The following is a 17,390-nucleotide window of genomic DNA, read 5'->3' on the forward strand; positions in this document are numbered from 1 at the left end:
GTTCATCGGTCACTCCCTCTGCTGATGGAGTAACGGGGTCAGTTGCGTTCGAGTTCAATCGGATGGGTGGCCAGCAGGGCCAGCGGCAGCGGCTGTCGGCGCAGGACTCCGGCCCACAGATCGTGCTGGTCGGTGGCCAGCGGGTCACCGGGCAGGGCCGAGACCACCAGCCAGTCGTCGTTGTCGAGCTCGCCGCCGAGCTGACCCATCGACCAGCCCGCGTACCCGGCGAAGATCCGGATGCCCTCCACCAGCGGGCCGATCTCGGCCGGGTCGGCGTCCAGGTCGACCAGCACCACCCGCCCGTCGACGCGGCGCAACCCGCGCACCTCGCTGATGTCGACGCCCGCGCGCAGCGTGGCCAGACACAGCGCGGCGTCCCGCTTGACCGGACCGCCGATGTAGAGATCCGAGGGCGAGGCCGCCAACTCGGCCCAATCGGGCAGCACATCGACCACCGGGGTCTCGCTCGGCCGGTTCAGCACCACCCCGAGGCTGCCCGCGTCGTTGTGCTCGATCATGTACACCACCGTGCGCCGGAAGGTCGGCTCGACCAGGTCGGTCGCCGACACCAGCAGATTGCCCGCCCGGACCCCGCGTGCGGGCTGTCCGGGCCGCCGGTCGTCCCCGCGCCCGTCGCGCGTCCGGCGTTCGTCCGGGTCGTCTCCGCGTGCCACCGAGTCATCATCGCATTGCGGCAGTGGGTCGCGCTTCCCACGGACCGCCTCGGTTCGGGAAAATTTCTCGCTCGAAGGGTCCGTCATCGCGAACGGTAGGGTCGGCTCATGCCCGCACCCGAGGTTCTGCTCGAAGACGACGCCGCCGTGTACGACTACTACCTGCGACATCAGCAGAACCGGTGGAAAGCGCTCGCCTCCTACGCGGTGCTGGCCCGGCGCTACCGGCCTCGGGTGTCCTTCGCCGAGGGCGCCAAGGCCGGGCTGCGCGCGCTGGTGCGCAGCGGGCGGCCCGTCATCTACGCCATCAACCACCTGTCCACCAGCGATCCCTACACCGTCGCGGCCACCGCCTGGCGCTCGCCACTGCGCGGCAAGATCGGGCGGGTCCGCGTGCTGGCCAAGGACGAACTGTTCCTCGACCCCGAACAGCGCCGCAAGGTGGACATGATGGGCGGAATTCCGGTGTTCCGCGGCAAGGACCACGGCATCCGGGCGGTCAACGCCGCCGGTCAGCGCATGATGGACGTCTGCGCGCAGCGCCTGGCCACCGGCGACCACCTGGCCATCTTCCCGGAGGGCACCTGCAACGACGTCGACCCGACAGCGGTGCAGTCGATCGGCAGCGGCATCGGGCACATCGCCTTCCGCGCGGCCAAGCTCGACGCGCCCCCCGCGCTGGTCGCGCTCGGCATGAGTTACGGGCCGCGCGCCGATCCGAAGGTCGAGCCCAGCGGCGCGGAGGTGGTCTCGGCGTCGGTGTACTTCCGGGCGCCGGTCGCCGAGCTACCCCAGCGGCCGGGCGACATCGCCCGCTTCGTCAAGGAGGAGTTGCAGCACGCCGTCGACGGTGCGGTGGCGCGCTATTGAGGCAGCCCGAACAGTTCACGCGCGCCCTGCGGGACCAGCGAGATGTAGCCGGGATGGGTCCGCACGAAGTGCAGCACCACCGAACACAGCGGCAGCACACTGAAACCGTCGGCCCTGCTGGCGTCGAGCGCGGCTTGGACCAGCACGTTCGCCAGTCCGCGGCCCTCGAACTCGCGCGCGATCTCGGTGTGCACGAGCGCGCGCTCGGCTCCGGTGTCCTGGTACTCGATGTAACCGGCGGGCTGCCCGTCGGCGGTGAGTTCGAACCGCTCGAGCGCGGTGTTGTTGCGGACCTCGGTCGCCATGGGTCGAAAATACCCCGCCGACCGGTCACGGACTGTGTATGGCGGGTTTCGGTCCGAGCCCGGACAATGGCCAGATGACCATCGGACCGCGCGTGGTGCTCGCCCCGGACAAGTTCAAGGGTTCCCTCACCGCCGCTGAGGTCGCCGAGGCGCTGGCGACCGGAATCAGCAGGCGCAGGCCGCTCGCCGACGTGCGCCGGGTGCCGGTGGCCGACGGCGGGGACGGCATGGTCGACGCGTTCGTCGCGGGCGGTTGGCAGGCGGTGCCGGTGGACGCGCCCGGACCCACCGGGGAGCCGTCGCGGGCGGTCTACGCCCGCCACGGTGACATCGCGGTGGTCGAACTGGCCGCCGCGGTCGGCCTGGTGAAACTGCCTGGGGGCAGGCTCGATCCACTCGGCGCCGACACCTTCGGCCTCGGCGTGGTGGTCGCGCACGCGCTCGACCACGGCGCCCGCGAGATCGTCCTCGGTTTGGGCGGCAGCGCCTCGACCGACGGCGGCGCGGGGTTCCTGCGCGCCCTCGGGCTGCGCCTGCTCGACGGTACTGGCAACGAATTGGGTATGCGCGCAACGGGTTCCAATGTGTCGGCGCTGCTGGCCGAGGTCCGCAGGGTGGACCGGGCGGGATTGCATCCGGCCATCGCGCGGGCGCGGTTCACGCTGGCCTGCGATGTCGACAATCCACTGCTCGGTCCGGCGGGCGCGGTCGCGGTGTACGCGCCGCAGAAGGGCGCGAGTCCGGCGCAGATGCTGGAACTGGAAGCGGCCTTGACGAATTGGGCCGCGGTGCTCGGCACCGGCTATGCCGAGATCTCCGGTGCCGGGGCCGCGGGCGGGACCGGATTCGGGGCGCTGGCGGTGCTCGGTGCCGAGGTGCGCAGCGGGATCGACGTGGTGCTCGAGCTGCTGGAATTCCACGCGCTGGTGGACGGCGCGGCGCTGGTCGTCACCGGTGAGGGGTCACTGGATCACCAGAGCATGCACGGCAAGGCGCCGGTCGGGGTGGGCGCGGCGGCCAAGGCCGCCGGGGTGCCGGTGGTGGCGGCGGTGGGGCGAACCCTGTTGTCGCCGGGGGAGATTCGCGCCGCCGGGTTCCGGCGTTGCTATCCGCTCAGCGATCTGGAATCCGATCCGGCACGCTCGATGGCCGAGGCGGTGCCGCTGCTCGAACGCATCGGCGAGCGCATCGCCATGGAGCACCTCTGATCAGGAGGCGATCCGCCCGGTGAGTTCGGCGCGGTGCTCGTTGCCCCAGGTCTCGAGCGCGCCCAGTGCCCCGCGCAGGGTCTCGCCGAGCGGGGTCAGCGAGTACTCCACCCGCGGCGGGATCTCGGCGTAGATCTCGCGGTGCACCACGCCCGCGGCCTCCAGTTGGCGCAGGTTCTCGGTGAGCACCTTCTCGCTCACGCCGTCGAGCAGTCTGCGGATCTGCCCGAACCGCTGTGGGCCCTCACCGAGCACCCACATCAGGTGCATCTTCCATTTGCCACCGACCACGTCGATGGCCAAGCTCATGCCACAGATGTCGTGATCTGGATCACTGTTCATCGCCGCCGCACCTCTCCCGACCGTATTTCGGACCTCCAGGTAAGCAACCACACTCCCACGTGCGGTCTTCCCGGCGCTGTCCCGGCCGCGCACCATGGATTCCGGCGCCGCGAGAATCCAGCTTCGAGAAACGAAGGGGCAGAAGATGTCCGAGCAGAAATCCGTATCCGTCCTCGGTCTCGGCCCGATGGGACAGGCCATGGTGCGCGCCTTCCTGGCGGCGGGCGTGGAGGTGACGGTGTGGAACCGCAGCACCGCCAAGGTCGACGCCATGGTCGAACTGGGCGCCCGGCGCGCCGCGACCGTCGCCGAGGCGCTGGCGGCCAACGAGGTGTCGGTCCTGAGCCTGACCCACTACGCCGCCATGTACGACGTCCTCGGTCAGGCACCGGAAGCCTTGGCGGGCAAGGTGATCGCGAATCTGTCCTCGGATTCGCCGGAGCAGGCGCGTAAGGGCGCGGCGTGGGTGCGCGAGCGCGGCGCGCAGTTCCTCTCCGGCGGGGTGATGTCGGCGGGCGACAATATCGAGCACCCCGCGTCCTACATCTTCTTCAGCGGTCCGAAGGACGTCTTCGACGCGCACGCCGAGTTGTTGCGCCCGCTCAGCCCGCAGGAATACCTCGGCACCGACGACGGCCTGGCCCAGATCTACTACCAGGCCCTGCTCACCGTCTTCCATCCCTGGCTGCTGGCCTTCGACCAGGCGCTGGCCATGATCGCCCGCTCCGGCCACGACATCGCGCGCTTCATCCCCTTCGCGGTGCGCTCGAGCGAGGCCTACCCGTACTTCATGGAGGAGTTCGCCGTCGCCAACCAGAACGGCGGCTGGGCCGACCTGGCCAGCCTGAAGATGATGGACGCGGGCGCCCAGCACATCATCGACGCCAGCGAGGAAGTCGGCGTCGACGCCACCTTCTCCCACCTCGCCCAGAGCTACTGGCGCAAGGCCGTGGCCGCCAGCGAAGAAGCGGGCAAGGCGGTGTCGACCTATGAATTGATCAGGGGCACGGCGTGATCCACGCGAAACACCGTCCGGCGCCGTGGTGCCGGACGGTGGGGTCACGCGGTGCCGGTGCCGAGTCGGGGGAACGGTTCGGTGGCGAAGACCACCTCCACGGCCACCTCGAAATAGGCCGCGATGCGCAGGGCGAGGTGCAGGCTGGGGCTGTATTCGCCCCGCTCCAGATACCCGACGGTCTGGTAGTGCACGCCCAGCGCCTCGGCGAGGTCGCGCCGCGAGATGCCACGCTCGGCGCGCAGCATCGCGATGCGGTTGTAGATGACCTCAGAAGGCACGCTGCATCGCCTTTTCCCTTCGCTGCGCCATCACGGCACCGGACTCGTGTTCGGCCATGCGCCGCAGCACGATCGGCGCGATCAGCAACCCGACCACCGCCCACACGCCCAGCACCGCAGCGGTTTCCAGGTGCCGCCAGGACTGGTCGATCTCGATGACCACCGCGTCGGCGGGCAGCAGCGCCGAGCGCATGCCCAGGCCGAGCCAGTACATCGGGAACGCCTGGGCGACCAGCTGCAACCAGCCCGGCAGCGCGGTGATCGGGTAGAAGATGCCGGAGATGGCGACCAGGCCCATGAGCGGCATGGTGAGCAGGAACGCGGTGCGGGTGTCGAGCACGCTGCCCAGGATCGCACCGAAGGGCAGCACGGCCAGCATCCCCAGCGCCAGCACCCACACGAAGGTCGCGACCGCGCCCGCCCCGCCGAGCGAGGAACCTCCGATGATCAGCATGCCCACACCGAGCACGATAACCACCTGCGCGACCACCGCCCCGGAGGTGGCGATGATCTTGCCGACGACATAGGCGCCCATCCCCTTCGGCACCGCCTTGGCGCGCAGCAGCGTGCCGTCCTCCCGGTCGAGCACCAGCACATTGAGAATCGCGTACATGCCGTTGAAGGCGATGACCGAACCGAGCAGGCCGGGCAGGGCCAGTTCCGCGATCGACAGCTCGCCGCCGTCGTACATCCGGTTGCGCAGCAGATAGAGCACACCGAGCGAGATCGCGGGGGTGAGGAATTGTCCGATCAGATCGGGGGCGTTGGTGTAGGCCTGGCGCAGTTCGATCAGGCCGCGCTGGATGCCTTGCTTGCTCATCGACCGACCTCCGCGAGAGTGTGGACGGGCGCGCTGTCCTCGCCGGACTCGGCGCGCCGGACCAGGGTCATATAGGTGTCCTCGAGCGAGGCGCGGCGCACCTCGAGATCGCCGATCGCCTCGCCGTGCTGCTTGAACAGCTCGTGCACGAACTTCGTCGACTCCGCGGTGGTGTGCACGAACCGCTGGCCGTCGACGGTCCAGCTCACCTGCGCCTCACCGGCGATCGAGCGGGACAACTCGTCGGGCGAGCCGTCGGCGATGATGCGTCCCCCGGCCAGGATGAGGATGCGGTCCGCGAGCTTCTCGGCCTCGTCCAGGTCGTGCGTGGTGAGCAGGACGGTGGTGTCTTCCAGATCGGCCAGGCGGTGGACCAGGTCGTGGAAGTCGCGCCGCGAGGTCGGGTCGAAACCGGCGGTCGGCTCGTCCATGAACAGCAGGTCGGGCTTGCCGACGACGCCGATCGCGACATCCAGCTTGCGGCGCTGGCCGCCGGACAGGGTGGCGATCTTGGCGCCCGCCTGCTCGGTGAGGCCGACCAGGGCCAGCAACTGGTCGACTTGCCACGGCTGCTCGTAATACGAGCCGAGGTGCGCGAGCAACTCGCGCACCCGCCATTTGGCGTGGTCGCGCCAGGATTGCAGCACCACGCCGATGCGCGCGCGCCACTGCTCGTCACCGTGTTCGGGATCGGCCCCCAGCACGTCGACCCGACCGGCCGACCTCCTGCGGAACCCCTCGAGGATCTCGATCGTGGTGGTCTTGCCCGCGCCGTTGGGCCCGAGCATGACGAGCACTTCGCCGCGCCGCGCCTGGAACGTCACCTCGTGCAGCACGTCGGTGTCGCCGTAGCGCATCTGCAACCGCTGGACGTCGAGAACGACGCCGTTCTTCGAAGCCATGATTCCTCCCAGTCATCGACCTTCGATGATATGTAGCATAAGTACTACATTTCATCGCGGCAATACTTCGGCAGAATTGGGCGAATCGGAAAACGAGAGCACTGCTCTTGACAATCGATGTCCCCAGCGCGCATGCTTGTCTCAACAGAGAGCAGTGCTCACAGTTCAGGAGTGATCAGCATGGACAACGCCACCCGCTACCTCGGCCCCACCGGCATCGACCCGATCATGAACAAGGTCCTCAACTGGCTGCCCCGCCTCGGGATCAGCGTCGCCGGTGGCAGGCTGCTGGCCGTGCGCGGTCGCAAGAGCGGGCAGTGGCGCACCACCATGGTCAACCTGATGACCGCCACCGACGGCCAGCGCTACCTGGTCGCCCCGCGCGGGCACACCCAGTGGGTGCGCAATCTGCGTGTCGCTGGCACCGGCGAACTGCGCCTGGGGCGCAAGGCCGAAGCCTTCACCGCCGTCGAGATCGCCGACACCGACAAGATTCCGCTGCTGCGGCTCTACCTGGAGAAGTGGGGCTGGGAGGTGGGTCGCTTCTTCGAGGGCCTCGACAAGAACGCGACCGACGCCGAATTGGCCGAGATCGCACCAGGTTTCCCGGTCTTCCGGCTGACCTGATCCACGCGAGAACATGGGTAACTCGCCGGGGACGGGCTGACTCGGCCAGCCCCGAATCCGACGGCCGCCAGCGAGTCCGGGCTCCGGCCTAGGTCTGGCCTGAAGACCCGGAGAGGCGGCAACAGAACGCGATCGCCGCGGCGTAGCCCTGGATGCCCATCCCCGCGACGACCGCCGTGGCGATCGGGGAGATGAAGGAGTGGTGCCGGAACTCCTCGCGCGCATGCACATTGCTGATGTGCACCTCCACGATCGGCACCTCGGGGATCACCAGCGCGTCGCGCAGCGCGACGGAGGTGTGGGTGAGCCCGCCGGGGTTGATCACGATGGCCGACACGGTGCCCCGCGCCGCGTGGATCCGGTCGATCAGCGCGCCTTCGTGATTGGACTGGAAGGCCACCACCTCGCGCCCGAACTCCGCGGCCGTGCGCTCGCACAGCGCGACCACGTCGTCGAGGGTGTCGGAGCCGTAGACCTCCGGCTGGCGGGTACCGAGCATGTTCAGGTTCGGCCCGTTGAGCACGAGAATCGGGTCGACCCGCACGGTATCCGCCATACGGATCACTCTAGGTCACAACCCGGTCGGCCCCTCCGAGCGCAGGTCGTCGACCTTGCGCATGGCCTCGCGGAGTTCGGCGAGCCAGCTCTCGGCGTGTTTGCCCGCCAGTTTCACCGTCCAGGCCAGGGCGTCGGCGCGGGAGCGGGCCACCCCGGCGTCGATGAGGGTGTCGAGGACCTGGCGTTCGGGCTGGCGCAGGCGGGTCATCACCGGGACCGCCAAGTGGGTGAACAGGATTCGCTTGCCGTCCAAGTCCACACCCCAGGCGACGCTGCGGCCGTAACGGTGACGGGCCTCGTCGGCGATCTGCATGCGCGCGGGCCGCGTCGACTCACGCCAGCGGGCCAGCGCGCCCTCCCTGGTCGCTGCCGAGGTGCCCTCGGGTCGGGGCAGCGCGCCGACCACCACGATCTCGTCGCGGTCGATCTCGAGCTCCGGCGGGCCGGTGAACCAGTCGTCGGGCAATCGCCCGGCGAACCAGTCGGCGGCGTCGGCCGGGTCGGGCAGATCGGCTTGCTGCCAGCCGCCGGGACGGCCGAATCCACGGTCGCGATGGCCGTTGCCCATGGCGATCACCTGCTCTCTCGCTTGCATTTATTACGTTGATTACAAGATTACGCCGTTATGGAAGCTGTGGATTCCGCTCTGCGAGAACGGCGCGGGGAGTGCCCGCCGGGCGGGGACGGCGGGGGGTTGGCTGTCGGTGGGTGTGGGTACCCTCGGCTTGAATCGCCGGACAAATGCGAGATCCGCACAACTGGGCGCGCCCGCCGGTACGGTTAGCGCGCCAGATGTTGCCACTGGCTGGGCGAGGTTCGAAATGTAGTCCTCATCGGGCGAGATTTCGGGCACAATCGAGGTGCTGAGGTCTAGTAGCGTCCCGTGTTACCGGGGCATCGGAGACGGGTCAACTTCCGGTACGGTGGTTCTGTTACCGGAGTGGCAAGAGTGAAGAGTGGGCGATATGGATGTGTGGGGATCCCGCCGCTTTCGCGTCCGGGGCGCAATGGCGATCGCGGGGGTTGCGACCCTCGCCCTCGCGGTGTGCTCGTGCGGAGTGGGTGGGAAGTCGAGCGAGGCGGAATCGGTTGTCCAGCGGTTCACCGATCTGCTCGACGACCAGGACTACACCAAGGCCGCCGACCTGACGTCCTATCCCGCCGCCGCGTCCGCAACCATGAAGCAAATGTTCGAGGGGCTGCAATCGGGCACCGTCGACTACGAGAAGACCCAGGTCATCGATCTGGACCCGCAGTCGGCCATCTTCAGCATGGATGTCGGCTGGAACTTCGGGGAGCGCAAGGACTGGACCTACACACTGCAGGGCACCGTGCGCAAGCTCGCCATCGGCTGGCGCATCTCCTGGGAGCCCGCGGTGGTGATGCCGCAGCTCACCAACAACCGCACCGTCAAACTCGTGCGTACCACGGCCACGCCGCCGCCGAAGGTCGTCGACCTGGCCGGTGAGCCGCTGATGACCGAGCAGACCATCAATGTCATCAAGATCGACCCGAGCCGCACCGGCGACCTCGTCGCCTCGACCAACGCGCTGGCCGACGCCATCGAACCGGTCGCGCCGCTGATCACCGGCCCCGCGCTCATGCAGAAGCTGGCCGCCTCGCAGGGGCAGCCAGTCGTCGCGGTGAACCTGCGCGAAGGCGATTTCGCGATCCTGGAACCGCGCATGGCCAAGGTGCCCGGCGTGGTGATGGAGAAGCAGCCCAAGCTGATCTCGGCCGACCGCCGCACCTGGTCGCCCATGCTCGACGCGCTCACCAAGGTGTGGCAGTCCAGCCTCGAGGCCACCGCGGGCTGGGGTGTGCAGATCTTCGAAGCCGACGGCAAGTTCGTCAACCAGGTGGCGGGCTACCAGGGCCCGGCCGGTCCGGACATCGCCGCCACCATGGACCAGCGGTTGCAGCGCGCCGCCGAGGACGCGGTGGTCAGCGTGGGCACGCCCGCCAGCGTGGTGGCGATCCAGCCGTCCACCGGCGCGGTCGTCGCCGTCGCGCAGAACTCCTACGCCTCGGAGAAGGGCCCGGTCGCCTTCACCGGGCTGTACCCGGCGGGCGGCACCATGGACCTGTTCCGCGCCGTCGCCGCCGCGAAGCTGAAGAAGGCGCCGCAGGACGTCTCGGAGCAGGAAGCCGCCGACGCGGCGACCGCGCTCGGCGTCGGCGTCGACTTCAAGGTGCCCGGCCTCGACGAGGTCACCGGGCGCATCAGTGTGCCCGGCCGCAATACCGAGCAGGTGCGTCAGGGCGCGGGCTCGGACGCGGTGCTGGCCAGCCCGTTCGGGATGGCGATCGCCGCGGCCGCGATCTCGCGTGGCTCGGTGGTGCCGCCGATGATCGAAGCGGGTCATCCGAGCACCACCGACACCCCGATCCCCACCCTCGAACAGCCCGCCGTCGACCGGTTGCGCGCGATGATGCAGGAGGGCATCGGCAAGCCGGAAACGGCTGCGCTGCGCGGCTTCCGTGACGTCACCGCGTTCGCGGCGACCGGCGGCAACGACGGCTGGCTGCTGGCCACCATGGGCGATCTGGTCTTCGCGGTGCACATCGCCGATGCCGACAGCGGCGACGCCACCTCTCGGCTGGCCTCGGTGCTGCTGAAATCGCTGGCGTCGCCGGAGCCCTGAGCCCATGCACACTGGTCAGTGGGTATCGACCCGATCTCGATCTAGATCAACAACGGTTACGCTGCTCGAGTGAAGAGATTCGCGCCGTTTCTTGTCGATGCCCTGTTGGTGATCGTCTTCTGCGCGATCGGGAGGCGCAGTCACGACGAAGCGGTGCTCGCCGGGCTGGTGAAAACGGTGTGGCCCTTCGGGATCGGGCTCGTGCTCGGCTGGGCGGTCGCGGTGTCGCTGGCCCGCTCGTCGCGCTTCGACCCCACCGCCCTGTGGCCCAGCGGCCTGGTGATCTGGGCGTGCACCCTCGTCGGCGGGATGGTGTTGCGCGCGGTCAGCGGGCAGGGGGTGGCGGTGAGCTTCGTCATCGTCGCGGCGTGCGTGCTCGCGCTGTTCCTGCTCGGCTGGCGGGCCGCGATCACCGCGCTGCGCTAGAGCTTGCGCTGCTGCTTGAACTCGGCTTCGAGGGCGGCGTCGTCGTCGTGGGGTGTGCGGAACAGGAACGCGAACACGATCCAGCCGACGATCGCCACCAGGATGAAGCTGACGAGCCGGTAGATGAAGGCCGCGGCCACCGCCTGGGAGGCGGGCAGTCCGGCGCCCGCGGTGAGGCCGTAGATCAGCGTCGCGTCCACATAGACGAGGCCGCCGGGCGCGAACGGGATCGACCCCACCGCCTTGCCCGCGGTGAACGCGATGAGCAGGCCGGACAGCTTCGGCTCGGCGCCGATGGCGAAACAAGCCGCGCCCAGACAGGCCACGTCGGCGAAGCGGTGCACCAGCGCCCAGACGCCGACCAGGCCCGCGTCCTTCTTGCCCAGCTCCACCGATTCGAGCTGGTCACGGATCTCGGCCAGCTTGGCGATGCCGTGGTCGGCGGGCTTCTTGCGCCACCGGTTGACGAGCGCGAGGACGCGCCGCAACAGCGCTTCGAGCGTGCCGGGATGCCGGGCGAGATAGTTGCCCGCGAACAGCAGCGCGGCCAGCGCGACCAGCGACGCGATCAGATTGAACCCGATCCGGTTGCCGACCAGCGCCGCTCCCGCGATGCCCAGCAGCGCCAGGCCCGCCGCGGCCACCACACCCGAGAACACCAGCTGCCACGACGCGACGATCGGGCTGGCACCCCAGCGCCGGGTCTGGCGGTAGGTGAAGGCGGTGGAGAACACCTGTCCGGCGGGCAACGTCAGCGACATGGCGGTGGCGCCGTAGACCACCGAGACCGACTTGCGCTGGCTGACATCCACCCCGCCCGCGTGCAGCAGTTGCTTCTGCACCCGCCCGAAACCGCTCATCGACACGGCCTGCAACACGATGCACAGCGCCAGCCAGCCCCAGTGCATCTCGGTGAGCGTGCGCCACGATTCGTGCAGGCGCGGCCAGAGATAGGCGCCCTCACCGATCAGCAGGGCCAGCAGCACCACGCCGAGCACCCACTTGAGCCATCGGAACCGGCGGCGGCGCTCGGCTGCGGGCAGGGCGGGTTCGCCCGGTAGGTCGCCGTCGGCCGTCACGGTCTCAGCCTAACGAACGAACCTGTTCTCCCGGCCGCGCGCCGAACTCGGCGGTCGCGCTCTTCGGCCAGGCCAGGCGGGTTTTTCTGCGTCTGCCACGCAGCTGGACCTCGTCGCCGGTCTCCCAATGGTCTTGCTCGCTTTCGTCGGCGAAGTACAGCGCGCTGCCCGAAGCGAGGACGCGGCCGGGATGATCTTTGGCCAGTTCGGTGAGTCGCGACGCCTCGTTGACGGGGTCGCCGATCACGGTGTATTCGAAGCGGTTGGCGGCGCCGATATTGCCCGCCACGGCCAGCCCGGCCGACACGCCGATGCCGACATCGAGGCTGGTCACCTCGCGCAGGGCCTCGCGTAGGTCGCGGGCGGCGGCGAGTGCGGCGCCGGGGGCGTCCGGCCGGTCGAGCGGGGCGCCGAAGATCGCCAGCGCCGCGTCGCCGACGAACTTGTTGACGAAGCCGTGGTGGCTGTCGATCACGTCGACGACCACCCGGAAGAACTCGTTGAGCAGGCTGACGACCTCGGTCGGCGGGCGTTCGGCCGCGGCGGCCGTCGAGCCGACCATGTCGACGAACAGCACCGCGACGAACCGTGTCTCACCACCCAGCTCGGTGCCGTAGTCGAGCGCGCGCTGGGCGACGTCCTCGCCTACGTGCTGACCGAACAGTTCCTGCAGCTTGCGTCGCTTGGCAGCCTCCTCCATCATCCGGTTGAAGCCCACCTGCAACAGCCCGATCTCCGAGCCGTCGTAGACCTCCACCTGCACGTCCCGCGCGCCGCCCTGCACCCGGTTGATCGCCTGGGACAACTGACGCACCGGGTCGGAGATCGACGAGCCGGTCAGCATCGACAGCGCCAGCGCCTGCATGATCACCACGCCGCACAGCAGCAGGATCGAGATGGCCAGCGAGTTGGCCGAGAATTTCACGTCGGAGGAGATCTGGGTGACGCACAGCAGCACGATCGCGATGGTCGGCGCGAAGGTGCCCATGCCCCAGGTCATCGCCATCCGGGTGCCGACCCCGGGGGTCAGCGTGTGGTCGAAGGTGCCCTCGGTGAGCGCCTGGGCGGCCACTGGGCGCAGGATGCGCTCACCGAGCAGATAGGTGAAGCCGAACACGATGGTCGCGGCCATACACTCGGTGACGATCACCGCGCCGCCCAGCTCGGGCGATTCGGCGATGATCAGCCCGGCCAGGATGCCGCCGCCGATGATCCACAGCACCAGGTGCACGATCGACTGCCGCAGCGGCACGTGCAGCGCGGCCATCTGCTCGCGCCTGCTCGGTGGCCCGCCGCGCATCTGCCAGCGCATGACCGGCCGCAACATCAGCGCGGCGGCGAAGATACTCAGGACCGCGGCCACCCCGAACACCAGCACGGGAGCCAGCAGTCCGGTCTGGCGCACGCCCGTGGGGTCGCCCTCCGGCACCGGCAGCCCGTACTGGATGAAGGCCCACACGAGTACCGCGCCGAACGCGTTGGCCAGCAGCATCGACGTCAGATACAGCGGCCAGCGCGTTCGCATGGTCTGTTTGACCGCTTCCAGAGGCGCCGACACGACCACCAATCTAGCGTTCGGACCGATAGGCTCTCTCGAGTGACCGACCAGAACCTAGATTCCGGGACCGCGTCGGCGCTGTGGCGTGCCGATGCCGAGGCTGTTCATCCGCTGGTCCGGAAAGCGGCCGCCTGGAGCTGGCGGTTGCTGGTCATCTTCGCCGCGTTGCTCGCGGTGGGGATGCTGGTGCAGAAGTTCGCGACGGTGGTGATTCCGCTGGCCATCGCGTTGCTGGCGGCCGCGCTGCTGGCGCCGCTGGTGGACTGGATGCAGCGGGTGGGGATTCCGCGCGGGCTCGGCGTGTTCGTGGCGCTGGTCGGTTCGATCGGGCTGCTCGCCGGGATCATGACCTTCGTCGTGGAACAGTTCGTCGACGGTGTGCCGGGCCTGTCCAACGAGGTCACCAACAGCGTGCACAAGGTGCAGGACTGGCTGATCAACGGCCCGCCGCACCTGAGCGATCAGCAGATCCGCAACGCGGGCGACACCATCGTGCGCACCATCCAGGACAACCGCGAGAGCCTGACCAGCGGCGCGCTCACCACCGCCACCGTGATCGGACACATCCTCACCGGCGCGTTCCTGATCCTGTTCATCCTGATCTTCTTCCTCTACGGCGGCGACCAGATCTGGCATTTCGTCACCCGGATCATCCCCACCGCGCACCGGGACAAGGTCCGTACCGCCGGAGAACTCGGCTTCGGCACGCTGGTCGGATTCGTGCGCGCCACCGTCGTGGTGGCCGCGGTGGACGCCATCGGCATCGGTGCCGGATTGGCGATATTGCACGTGCCACTGGCCCTACCGCTGGCCTCGCTGGTGTTCATCAGCGCGTTCATCCCGATCATCGGCGCGTTCTTCGCCGGATTCGTCGCGGTGTTCATCGCGCTGGTCACCAAGGGACTGGTGACGGCGCTGATCGTGCTCGGCATCATCATCGCGGTGATGCAGCTGGAAGGCCATGTGCTGCAACCGCTGCTGCTGGGCCGGGCGGTGAGCATCCACCCGCTGGCGGTGGTGTTGGCGATCGCCGCGGGCTTGGTCGTCGGCGGGATCGCGGGCGCGCTGCTGGCGGTGCCGCTGATCGCGGTGGGCAACACCGCCATCCGCTACCTACTCGCCGACAGCCCCGAGGAGGTCTACGGCGAACTCGCCAGTGGCGAGGACCGGCGGTTGTTCTCGGCCGAGCCGGACAGACCCGAGCCCGGCCGCTTCGACATCTACCGCACCCTGCGCAAGGACGAAGAGCGCGAGTCCGGCGATGCGGACCCACACAGCTGAGCTGAGCAGTGCCGACGCGGCGACCGCGCCTCTGTGGCGGGCCGCCCAGGCGTTCCGTCTCGTCACGCTGTTGTACGCGGTCGGCCAGCAGATCGCCTCGGTGCCGTACTACCAGCATCCGCGACTGAGCTGGGTGTTGATCGCGCTGATGGCGATCTGGTCAGGCGTCTCGGCGCTGCTGCTGTCGCAGTGGTATCTGCCCGAGGCCACCGGGCGCATCCGAGGGTGGGTGGTGGTCGGGGATCAGGTGTTGACGATCCTGCTCATCGCGTCGACCCGGCTGGTCGCCGATTACGGCTGGTACCACGGACATCAGACGTTGCCGACCACACTGTGGATCGCGAACGCGGTCATCTCGATGGCGATTCTGCGCGGGCCGGTCGCCGGAGTGCTCGCGGGACTCGGCATGTCGGCGGTGGTGGTGACCGTCCGCGAGCAGTGGGGGCAGGACGTGTGGGGCGATGCGACCGCGCCGGTGCTGGTCTCGGTCGGCCTGGCACTGGGCCTGGCGGCCAATACCGCGCGTCGGGCGCAGGGCCAGGTGGAACAGGCGCTGCGGTTGACCGCCGCCGCCGAAGAACGCGAACGCCTGGCCCGCGAGGTGCACGACGGGGTGTTGCAGGTGCTCGCGTTCATCAAGCGACGCGGCGGCGAGATCGGCGGTCCCGCCACCGAACTCGCCCAGCGCGCCGGAGAACAGGAAGTGGCGCTGCGGGTGCTGCTGTCCGAGCAGGGTGCGCGTCCGGATTCCGGTGCGGCCGAGGTGGATGTGCGGCCGCTGCTCACCGTGCAGGCCACGCCCGCGGTGTCGGTGGCCACGCCGGGCGACCCGGTGCTGGTCGGTCGCGCGGCCGCGCACGAGATCGCCGCTGCGGTGGGCACCGCGCTGTCGAATGTCGAGCTGCACGCCGGGCCCGGCGCGAAAGCCTATGTGCTGCTGGAGGACACCGGTGACATGCTGGTGGTGAGCGTGCGCGACGACGGGGTCGGCATTCCGGCCGGACGCCTGGTGGCCGCCGAAGCCGAAGGGCGGATGGGGGTTTCGCGGTCCATCGTCGGCCGGATCGCCGCGCTCGGCGGCACCGCCGAACTGCTCACCGAGGGCGAGGAGTTCGGCACCGAATGGGAATTCCGCGTCCCGCGCCGACCGGCGCGCTGAGAGGAGAGCAGATGGACGAGCCCATCACCGTGATGGTGGTCGACGACCATCCGATGTGGCGCGAAGGCGTCTCCCGTGACCTCGCCGAGGCGGGGTTCGCGGTGCCCGCCACCGCCGACGGCGTGGGCACGGCCACCCGCCGGGCCGCCGCCGTGCAGCCGGACGTGGTGCTGATGGACATGCAGCTCACCGACGGCAACGGCGCCGCCGCGACCGCCGAGGTGCTGCGGGTGTCACCGAAGAGCCGGGTGCTGGTGCTGTCGGCCTCGGCCGAGCGCGACGACGTGCTCGACGCGATCAAGGCCGGAGCCAGCGGATACCTGGTCAAGAGCGCGTCGGCGGCCGAACTGATCGACGCGGTGCGGGCCACGGCGGCCGGTCAGCCGGTGTTCACCCCCGGTCTGGCCGGGCTGGTCCTTGGCGAGTACCGGCGGATGGCGACCGCGCCCGTGGCCGCCGACGAACCGCATCGCCCCTCGCTGACCGAGCGCGAGACCGAGGTGCTGCGCATGGTGGCCAAGGGCCTGTCGGCCAAGCAGATCGCGTCGCGACTGAACCTCTCGCATCGCACGGTGGAGAACCACGTGCAGGCCACGCTGCGCAAATTGCAGCTGGCCAACCGGGTGGAGTTGACCCGCTACGCCATAGAACAAGGACTGGAATAGGGGTTTGCCCTGATGTGCCGGGGTGGTCGCGTCGCTACCCTCGATGACATGGGCGGTCCCGAATCCCTCTCCGTACCCGGCGCCCCGACGGCCGGTTCCGTCGGCGACCGTGAGTTGCGCGTCTCCGACGCCGAACGCGAACACGTCGGCCAGTTGCTGCAACGCGCGGTCGGGCTCGGCATGCTCTCGCTCGGCGAGTTCACCGAACGCATGGACACCGCCCTGGCCGCCAGGACCCGCGGCGAACTCAACGCCGTCCTCGTCGACCTGCCCGGCATGCGGGTCGCCGGTGCGCCGCAACCCGCCGCCATGCCCCGCCCCAAGCACATCCCGGTGCCGCCCGGCGGCTCCAACCCCGCGCTGATCCGCAGCAGGCTCTCCAGCGTGCACCGGCGCGGTCCCTGGCAGGTGCCGTCGGTCCTGCACCTGAACAACCTCATGTCCGGGGTCACCCTGGACTTCACCGAGGCCGTGATGGAGACCCAGATCGTCGAGATCCAGGTCGACGACTACTGCAGCGGCATCACCCTGCTGGTCCCCGCCGCGGCCACCGTCGACCTGAACGGCCTCGACCTCATCGGTTCCAGCGCCAACAACAAGGTCCGCACCGGCCCACCCATCGGCCCCCTGCACCTGGTCGTGCACGGCCGCATCCGCTTCGGCTCCGTCACCGCGAAATACCCCCTGATGGTCCAGTGGCGCCGCTTCCTCGGCACCTGACCACCACTTCCAGGTAGGAACCGGCCCCCACCCGGGGGTTTCTACTCATGTCCCGCGCCCCCCGGCCGCCGACCATGAAGACATGAGCCGCACCACCATCGACCCCACCCTCATCGCCCGCCTCTCCACGGACTTCACCACCCTCGGCGCCCACATGGGGCGTATCGGTGACGATCTGGATCTGCTGCGGGGGCAGTTGCAGGGTGAACTGGCGCGGTCCGAGCGTGTGCGAGGCGCCCGCTCGGACTCGCG

At 69.3% G+C, this 17,390-nt stretch carries 20 protein-coding genes; 10 read left to right on the forward strand and 10 right to left on the reverse strand.

Annotated elements, in window-relative coordinates:
- Positions 1 to 38 precede the first annotated feature (38 nt).
- Complete coding sequence (locus tag QC180_RS03545) at positions 39 to 677, reverse strand: YqgE/AlgH family protein (RefSeq protein ID WP_278261081.1); 639 nt, start codon at positions 675 to 677, stop codon at positions 39 to 41.
- A gap of 108 nt (positions 678 to 785) precedes the next feature.
- On the opposite strand from QC180_RS03545, the gene QC180_RS03550 reads away from it, so the two are divergent.
- Complete coding sequence (locus tag QC180_RS03550) at positions 786 to 1,547, forward strand: lysophospholipid acyltransferase family protein (RefSeq protein WP_278261082.1); 762 nt, start codon at positions 786 to 788, stop codon at positions 1,545 to 1,547.
- On the opposite strand, the gene QC180_RS03555 is transcribed toward QC180_RS03550, so the two are convergent.
- Positions 1,541 to 1,852 (reverse strand): GNAT family N-acetyltransferase, encoded by a 312-nt coding sequence (locus tag QC180_RS03555; protein WP_278261083.1) that lies wholly within the window; start codon positions 1,850 to 1,852, stop codon positions 1,541 to 1,543. The genes QC180_RS03550 and QC180_RS03555 overlap by 7 nt on opposite strands.
- A 74-nt stretch (positions 1,853 to 1,926) precedes the next feature.
- Between QC180_RS03555 and QC180_RS03560 the strand changes: the two genes are divergently transcribed.
- Positions 1,927 to 3,060 carry a glycerate kinase gene (locus tag QC180_RS03560; RefSeq protein ID WP_278261084.1) on the forward strand — a complete coding sequence of 378 codons (1,134 nt, stop codon included), beginning with the start codon at positions 1,927 to 1,929 and terminating at the stop codon, positions 3,058 to 3,060.
- On the opposite strand, the gene QC180_RS03565 is transcribed toward QC180_RS03560, so the two are convergent.
- Complete coding sequence (locus QC180_RS03565; RefSeq protein WP_278261085.1) at positions 3,061 to 3,402, reverse strand: winged helix-turn-helix transcriptional regulator; 342 nt, start codon at positions 3,400 to 3,402, stop codon at positions 3,061 to 3,063.
- 145 nt (positions 3,403 to 3,547) lie between these two features.
- Here QC180_RS03565 and QC180_RS03570 point away from each other — a divergent pair, with 145 nt between their 5' ends.
- The gene (locus QC180_RS03570) at positions 3,548 to 4,417 is read left to right on the forward strand and encodes an NAD(P)-dependent oxidoreductase (protein WP_278261086.1); all 870 of its coding nucleotides are present in this window, start codon (positions 3,548 to 3,550) and stop codon (positions 4,415 to 4,417) included.
- Positions 4,418 to 4,461: 44 nt separating this feature from the next.
- Here the strand turns inward: QC180_RS03570 and QC180_RS03575 are convergent, their stop codons facing one another.
- From QC180_RS03575 to QC180_RS03585, 3 genes are read right to left on the reverse strand one after another with little or no spacing between them, the layout of a single operon-like run.
- The gene (locus QC180_RS03575; protein ID WP_278261087.1) at positions 4,462 to 4,698 is read right to left on the reverse strand and encodes a helix-turn-helix transcriptional regulator; all 237 of its coding nucleotides are present in this window, start codon (positions 4,696 to 4,698) and stop codon (positions 4,462 to 4,464) included.
- A complete protein-coding gene (locus QC180_RS03580) occupies positions 4,688 to 5,518 on the reverse strand; it encodes an ABC transporter permease (protein WP_278261088.1) in 831 nt (276 codons plus the stop codon). The genes QC180_RS03575 and QC180_RS03580 overlap by 11 nt, the downstream gene beginning before the upstream one ends.
- Positions 5,515 to 6,420, reverse strand: a complete 906-nt coding sequence (locus tag QC180_RS03585; RefSeq protein ID WP_278261089.1) for an ABC transporter ATP-binding protein — start codon at positions 6,418 to 6,420, stop codon at positions 5,515 to 5,517. The genes QC180_RS03580 and QC180_RS03585 overlap by 4 nt, the downstream gene beginning before the upstream one ends.
- Positions 6,421 to 6,600: 180 nt before the next feature.
- Here QC180_RS03585 and QC180_RS03590 point away from each other — a divergent pair, with 180 nt between their 5' ends.
- A complete protein-coding gene (locus QC180_RS03590; RefSeq protein ID WP_278261205.1) occupies positions 6,601 to 7,047 on the forward strand; it encodes a nitroreductase/quinone reductase family protein in 447 nt (148 codons plus the stop codon).
- A gap of 88 nt (positions 7,048 to 7,135) precedes the next feature.
- Here the strand turns inward: QC180_RS03590 and aroQ are convergent, their stop codons facing one another.
- On the reverse strand, positions 7,136 to 7,603 hold the full coding sequence (gene aroQ / locus QC180_RS03595; RefSeq protein ID WP_278261090.1) for a type II 3-dehydroquinate dehydratase: 468 nt from the start codon (positions 7,601 to 7,603) through the stop codon (positions 7,136 to 7,138).
- Positions 7,604 to 7,618: 15 nt separating this feature from the next.
- Positions 7,619 to 8,173 (reverse strand): hypothetical protein, encoded by a 555-nt coding sequence (locus QC180_RS03600; RefSeq protein ID WP_278261206.1) that lies wholly within the window; start codon positions 8,171 to 8,173, stop codon positions 7,619 to 7,621.
- 439 nt (positions 8,174 to 8,612) lie between these two features.
- Between QC180_RS03600 and QC180_RS03605 the strand changes: the two genes are divergently transcribed.
- Both QC180_RS03605 and QC180_RS03610 read left to right on the forward strand, forming a co-directional pair.
- Positions 8,613 to 10,250 (forward strand): NTF2-like N-terminal transpeptidase domain-containing protein, encoded by a 1,638-nt coding sequence (locus QC180_RS03605; RefSeq protein WP_278261091.1) that lies wholly within the window; start codon positions 8,613 to 8,615, stop codon positions 10,248 to 10,250.
- Positions 10,251 to 10,319: 69 nt separating this feature from the next.
- A complete protein-coding gene (locus QC180_RS03610) occupies positions 10,320 to 10,676 on the forward strand; it encodes a DUF3054 domain-containing protein (RefSeq protein ID WP_278261092.1) in 357 nt (118 codons plus the stop codon).
- On the opposite strand, the gene QC180_RS03615 is transcribed toward QC180_RS03610, so the two are convergent.
- Together QC180_RS03615 and QC180_RS03620 are read right to left on the reverse strand one after the other, a co-directional pair.
- Positions 10,673 to 11,755: a lysylphosphatidylglycerol synthase transmembrane domain-containing protein gene (locus tag QC180_RS03615; RefSeq protein WP_278261093.1), complete on the reverse strand. Its 1,083-nt coding sequence runs from the start codon at positions 11,753 to 11,755 to the stop codon at positions 10,673 to 10,675. The two genes, QC180_RS03610 and QC180_RS03615, sit on opposite strands and share 4 nt — an antisense overlap.
- Before the next feature lie 4 nt (positions 11,756 to 11,759).
- On the reverse strand, positions 11,760 to 13,280 hold the full coding sequence (locus QC180_RS03620; protein WP_278261207.1) for an adenylate/guanylate cyclase domain-containing protein: 1,521 nt from the start codon (positions 13,278 to 13,280) through the stop codon (positions 11,760 to 11,762).
- Positions 13,281 to 13,352: 72 nt separating this feature from the next.
- On the opposite strand from QC180_RS03620, the gene QC180_RS03625 reads away from it, so the two are divergent.
- From QC180_RS03625 to QC180_RS03640, 4 genes are read left to right on the forward strand one after another with little or no spacing between them, the layout of a single operon-like run.
- Positions 13,353 to 14,594 carry an AI-2E family transporter gene (locus QC180_RS03625; RefSeq protein ID WP_278261094.1) on the forward strand — a complete coding sequence of 414 codons (1,242 nt, stop codon included), beginning with the start codon at positions 13,353 to 13,355 and terminating at the stop codon, positions 14,592 to 14,594.
- Positions 14,575 to 15,753 carry a MacS family sensor histidine kinase gene (macS, locus tag QC180_RS03630; protein ID WP_278261095.1) on the forward strand — a complete coding sequence of 393 codons (1,179 nt, stop codon included), beginning with the start codon at positions 14,575 to 14,577 and terminating at the stop codon, positions 15,751 to 15,753. Before QC180_RS03625 ends, macS begins: the two co-directional genes overlap by 20 nt.
- 11 nt (positions 15,754 to 15,764) lie before the next feature.
- Positions 15,765 to 16,418, forward strand: a complete 654-nt coding sequence (locus tag QC180_RS03635) for a response regulator (RefSeq protein ID WP_278261096.1) — start codon at positions 15,765 to 15,767, stop codon at positions 16,416 to 16,418.
- Positions 16,419 to 16,466: 48 nt separating this feature from the next.
- Positions 16,467 to 17,138, forward strand: a complete 672-nt coding sequence (locus tag QC180_RS03640; RefSeq protein ID WP_278261097.1) for a DUF1707 SHOCT-like domain-containing protein — start codon at positions 16,467 to 16,469, stop codon at positions 17,136 to 17,138.
- Positions 17,139 to 17,390: the final 252 nt, after the last annotated feature.

The sequence above is a fragment of the Nocardia anocheti genome (assembly GCF_029675105.1).
In the GTDB taxonomy this organism is placed as follows: Bacteria; Actinomycetota; Actinomycetes; order Mycobacteriales; family Mycobacteriaceae; genus Nocardia.

What these genes read in the sequence shown, in the direction of transcription:
- QC180_RS03550 (WP_278261082.1), top strand. Translation starts at nt 786, where the DNA reads ATGCCCGCACCCGAGGTTCTGCTCGAAGACGACGCCGCCGTGTACGAC.
- QC180_RS03555 (WP_278261083.1), bottom strand. Translation starts at nt 1,852, where the DNA reads ATGGCGACCGAGGTCCGCAACAACACCGCGCTCGAGCGGTTCGAACTC.
- QC180_RS03560 (WP_278261084.1), top strand. Translation starts at nt 1,927, where the DNA reads ATGACCATCGGACCGCGCGTGGTGCTCGCCCCGGACAAGTTCAAGGGT.
- QC180_RS03565 (WP_278261085.1), bottom strand. Translation starts at nt 3,402, where the DNA reads ATGAACAGTGATCCAGATCACGACATCTGTGGCATGAGCTTGGCCATC.
- QC180_RS03570 (WP_278261086.1), top strand. Translation starts at nt 3,548, where the DNA reads ATGTCCGAGCAGAAATCCGTATCCGTCCTCGGTCTCGGCCCGATGGGA.
- QC180_RS03580 (WP_278261088.1), bottom strand. Translation starts at nt 5,518, where the DNA reads ATGAGCAAGCAAGGCATCCAGCGCGGCCTGATCGAACTGCGCCAGGCC.
- QC180_RS03585 (WP_278261089.1), bottom strand. Translation starts at nt 6,420, where the DNA reads ATGGCTTCGAAGAACGGCGTCGTTCTCGACGTCCAGCGGTTGCAGATG.
- QC180_RS03590 (WP_278261205.1), top strand. Translation starts at nt 6,601, where the DNA reads ATGGACAACGCCACCCGCTACCTCGGCCCCACCGGCATCGACCCGATC.
- aroQ (WP_278261090.1), bottom strand. Translation starts at nt 7,603, where the DNA reads ATGGCGGATACCGTGCGGGTCGACCCGATTCTCGTGCTCAACGGGCCG.
- QC180_RS03600 (WP_278261206.1), bottom strand. Translation starts at nt 8,173, where the DNA reads ATGGGCAACGGCCATCGCGACCGTGGATTCGGCCGTCCCGGCGGCTGG.
- QC180_RS03605 (WP_278261091.1), top strand. Translation starts at nt 8,613, where the DNA reads ATGGCGATCGCGGGGGTTGCGACCCTCGCCCTCGCGGTGTGCTCGTGC.
- QC180_RS03620 (WP_278261207.1), bottom strand. Translation starts at nt 13,280, where the DNA reads ATGCGAACGCGCTGGCCGCTGTATCTGACGTCGATGCTGCTGGCCAAC.
- macS (WP_278261095.1), top strand. Translation starts at nt 14,575, where the DNA reads ATGCGGACCCACACAGCTGAGCTGAGCAGTGCCGACGCGGCGACCGCG.
- QC180_RS03635 (WP_278261096.1), top strand. Translation starts at nt 15,765, where the DNA reads ATGGACGAGCCCATCACCGTGATGGTGGTCGACGACCATCCGATGTGG.
- QC180_RS03640 (WP_278261097.1), top strand. Translation starts at nt 16,467, where the DNA reads ATGGGCGGTCCCGAATCCCTCTCCGTACCCGGCGCCCCGACGGCCGGT.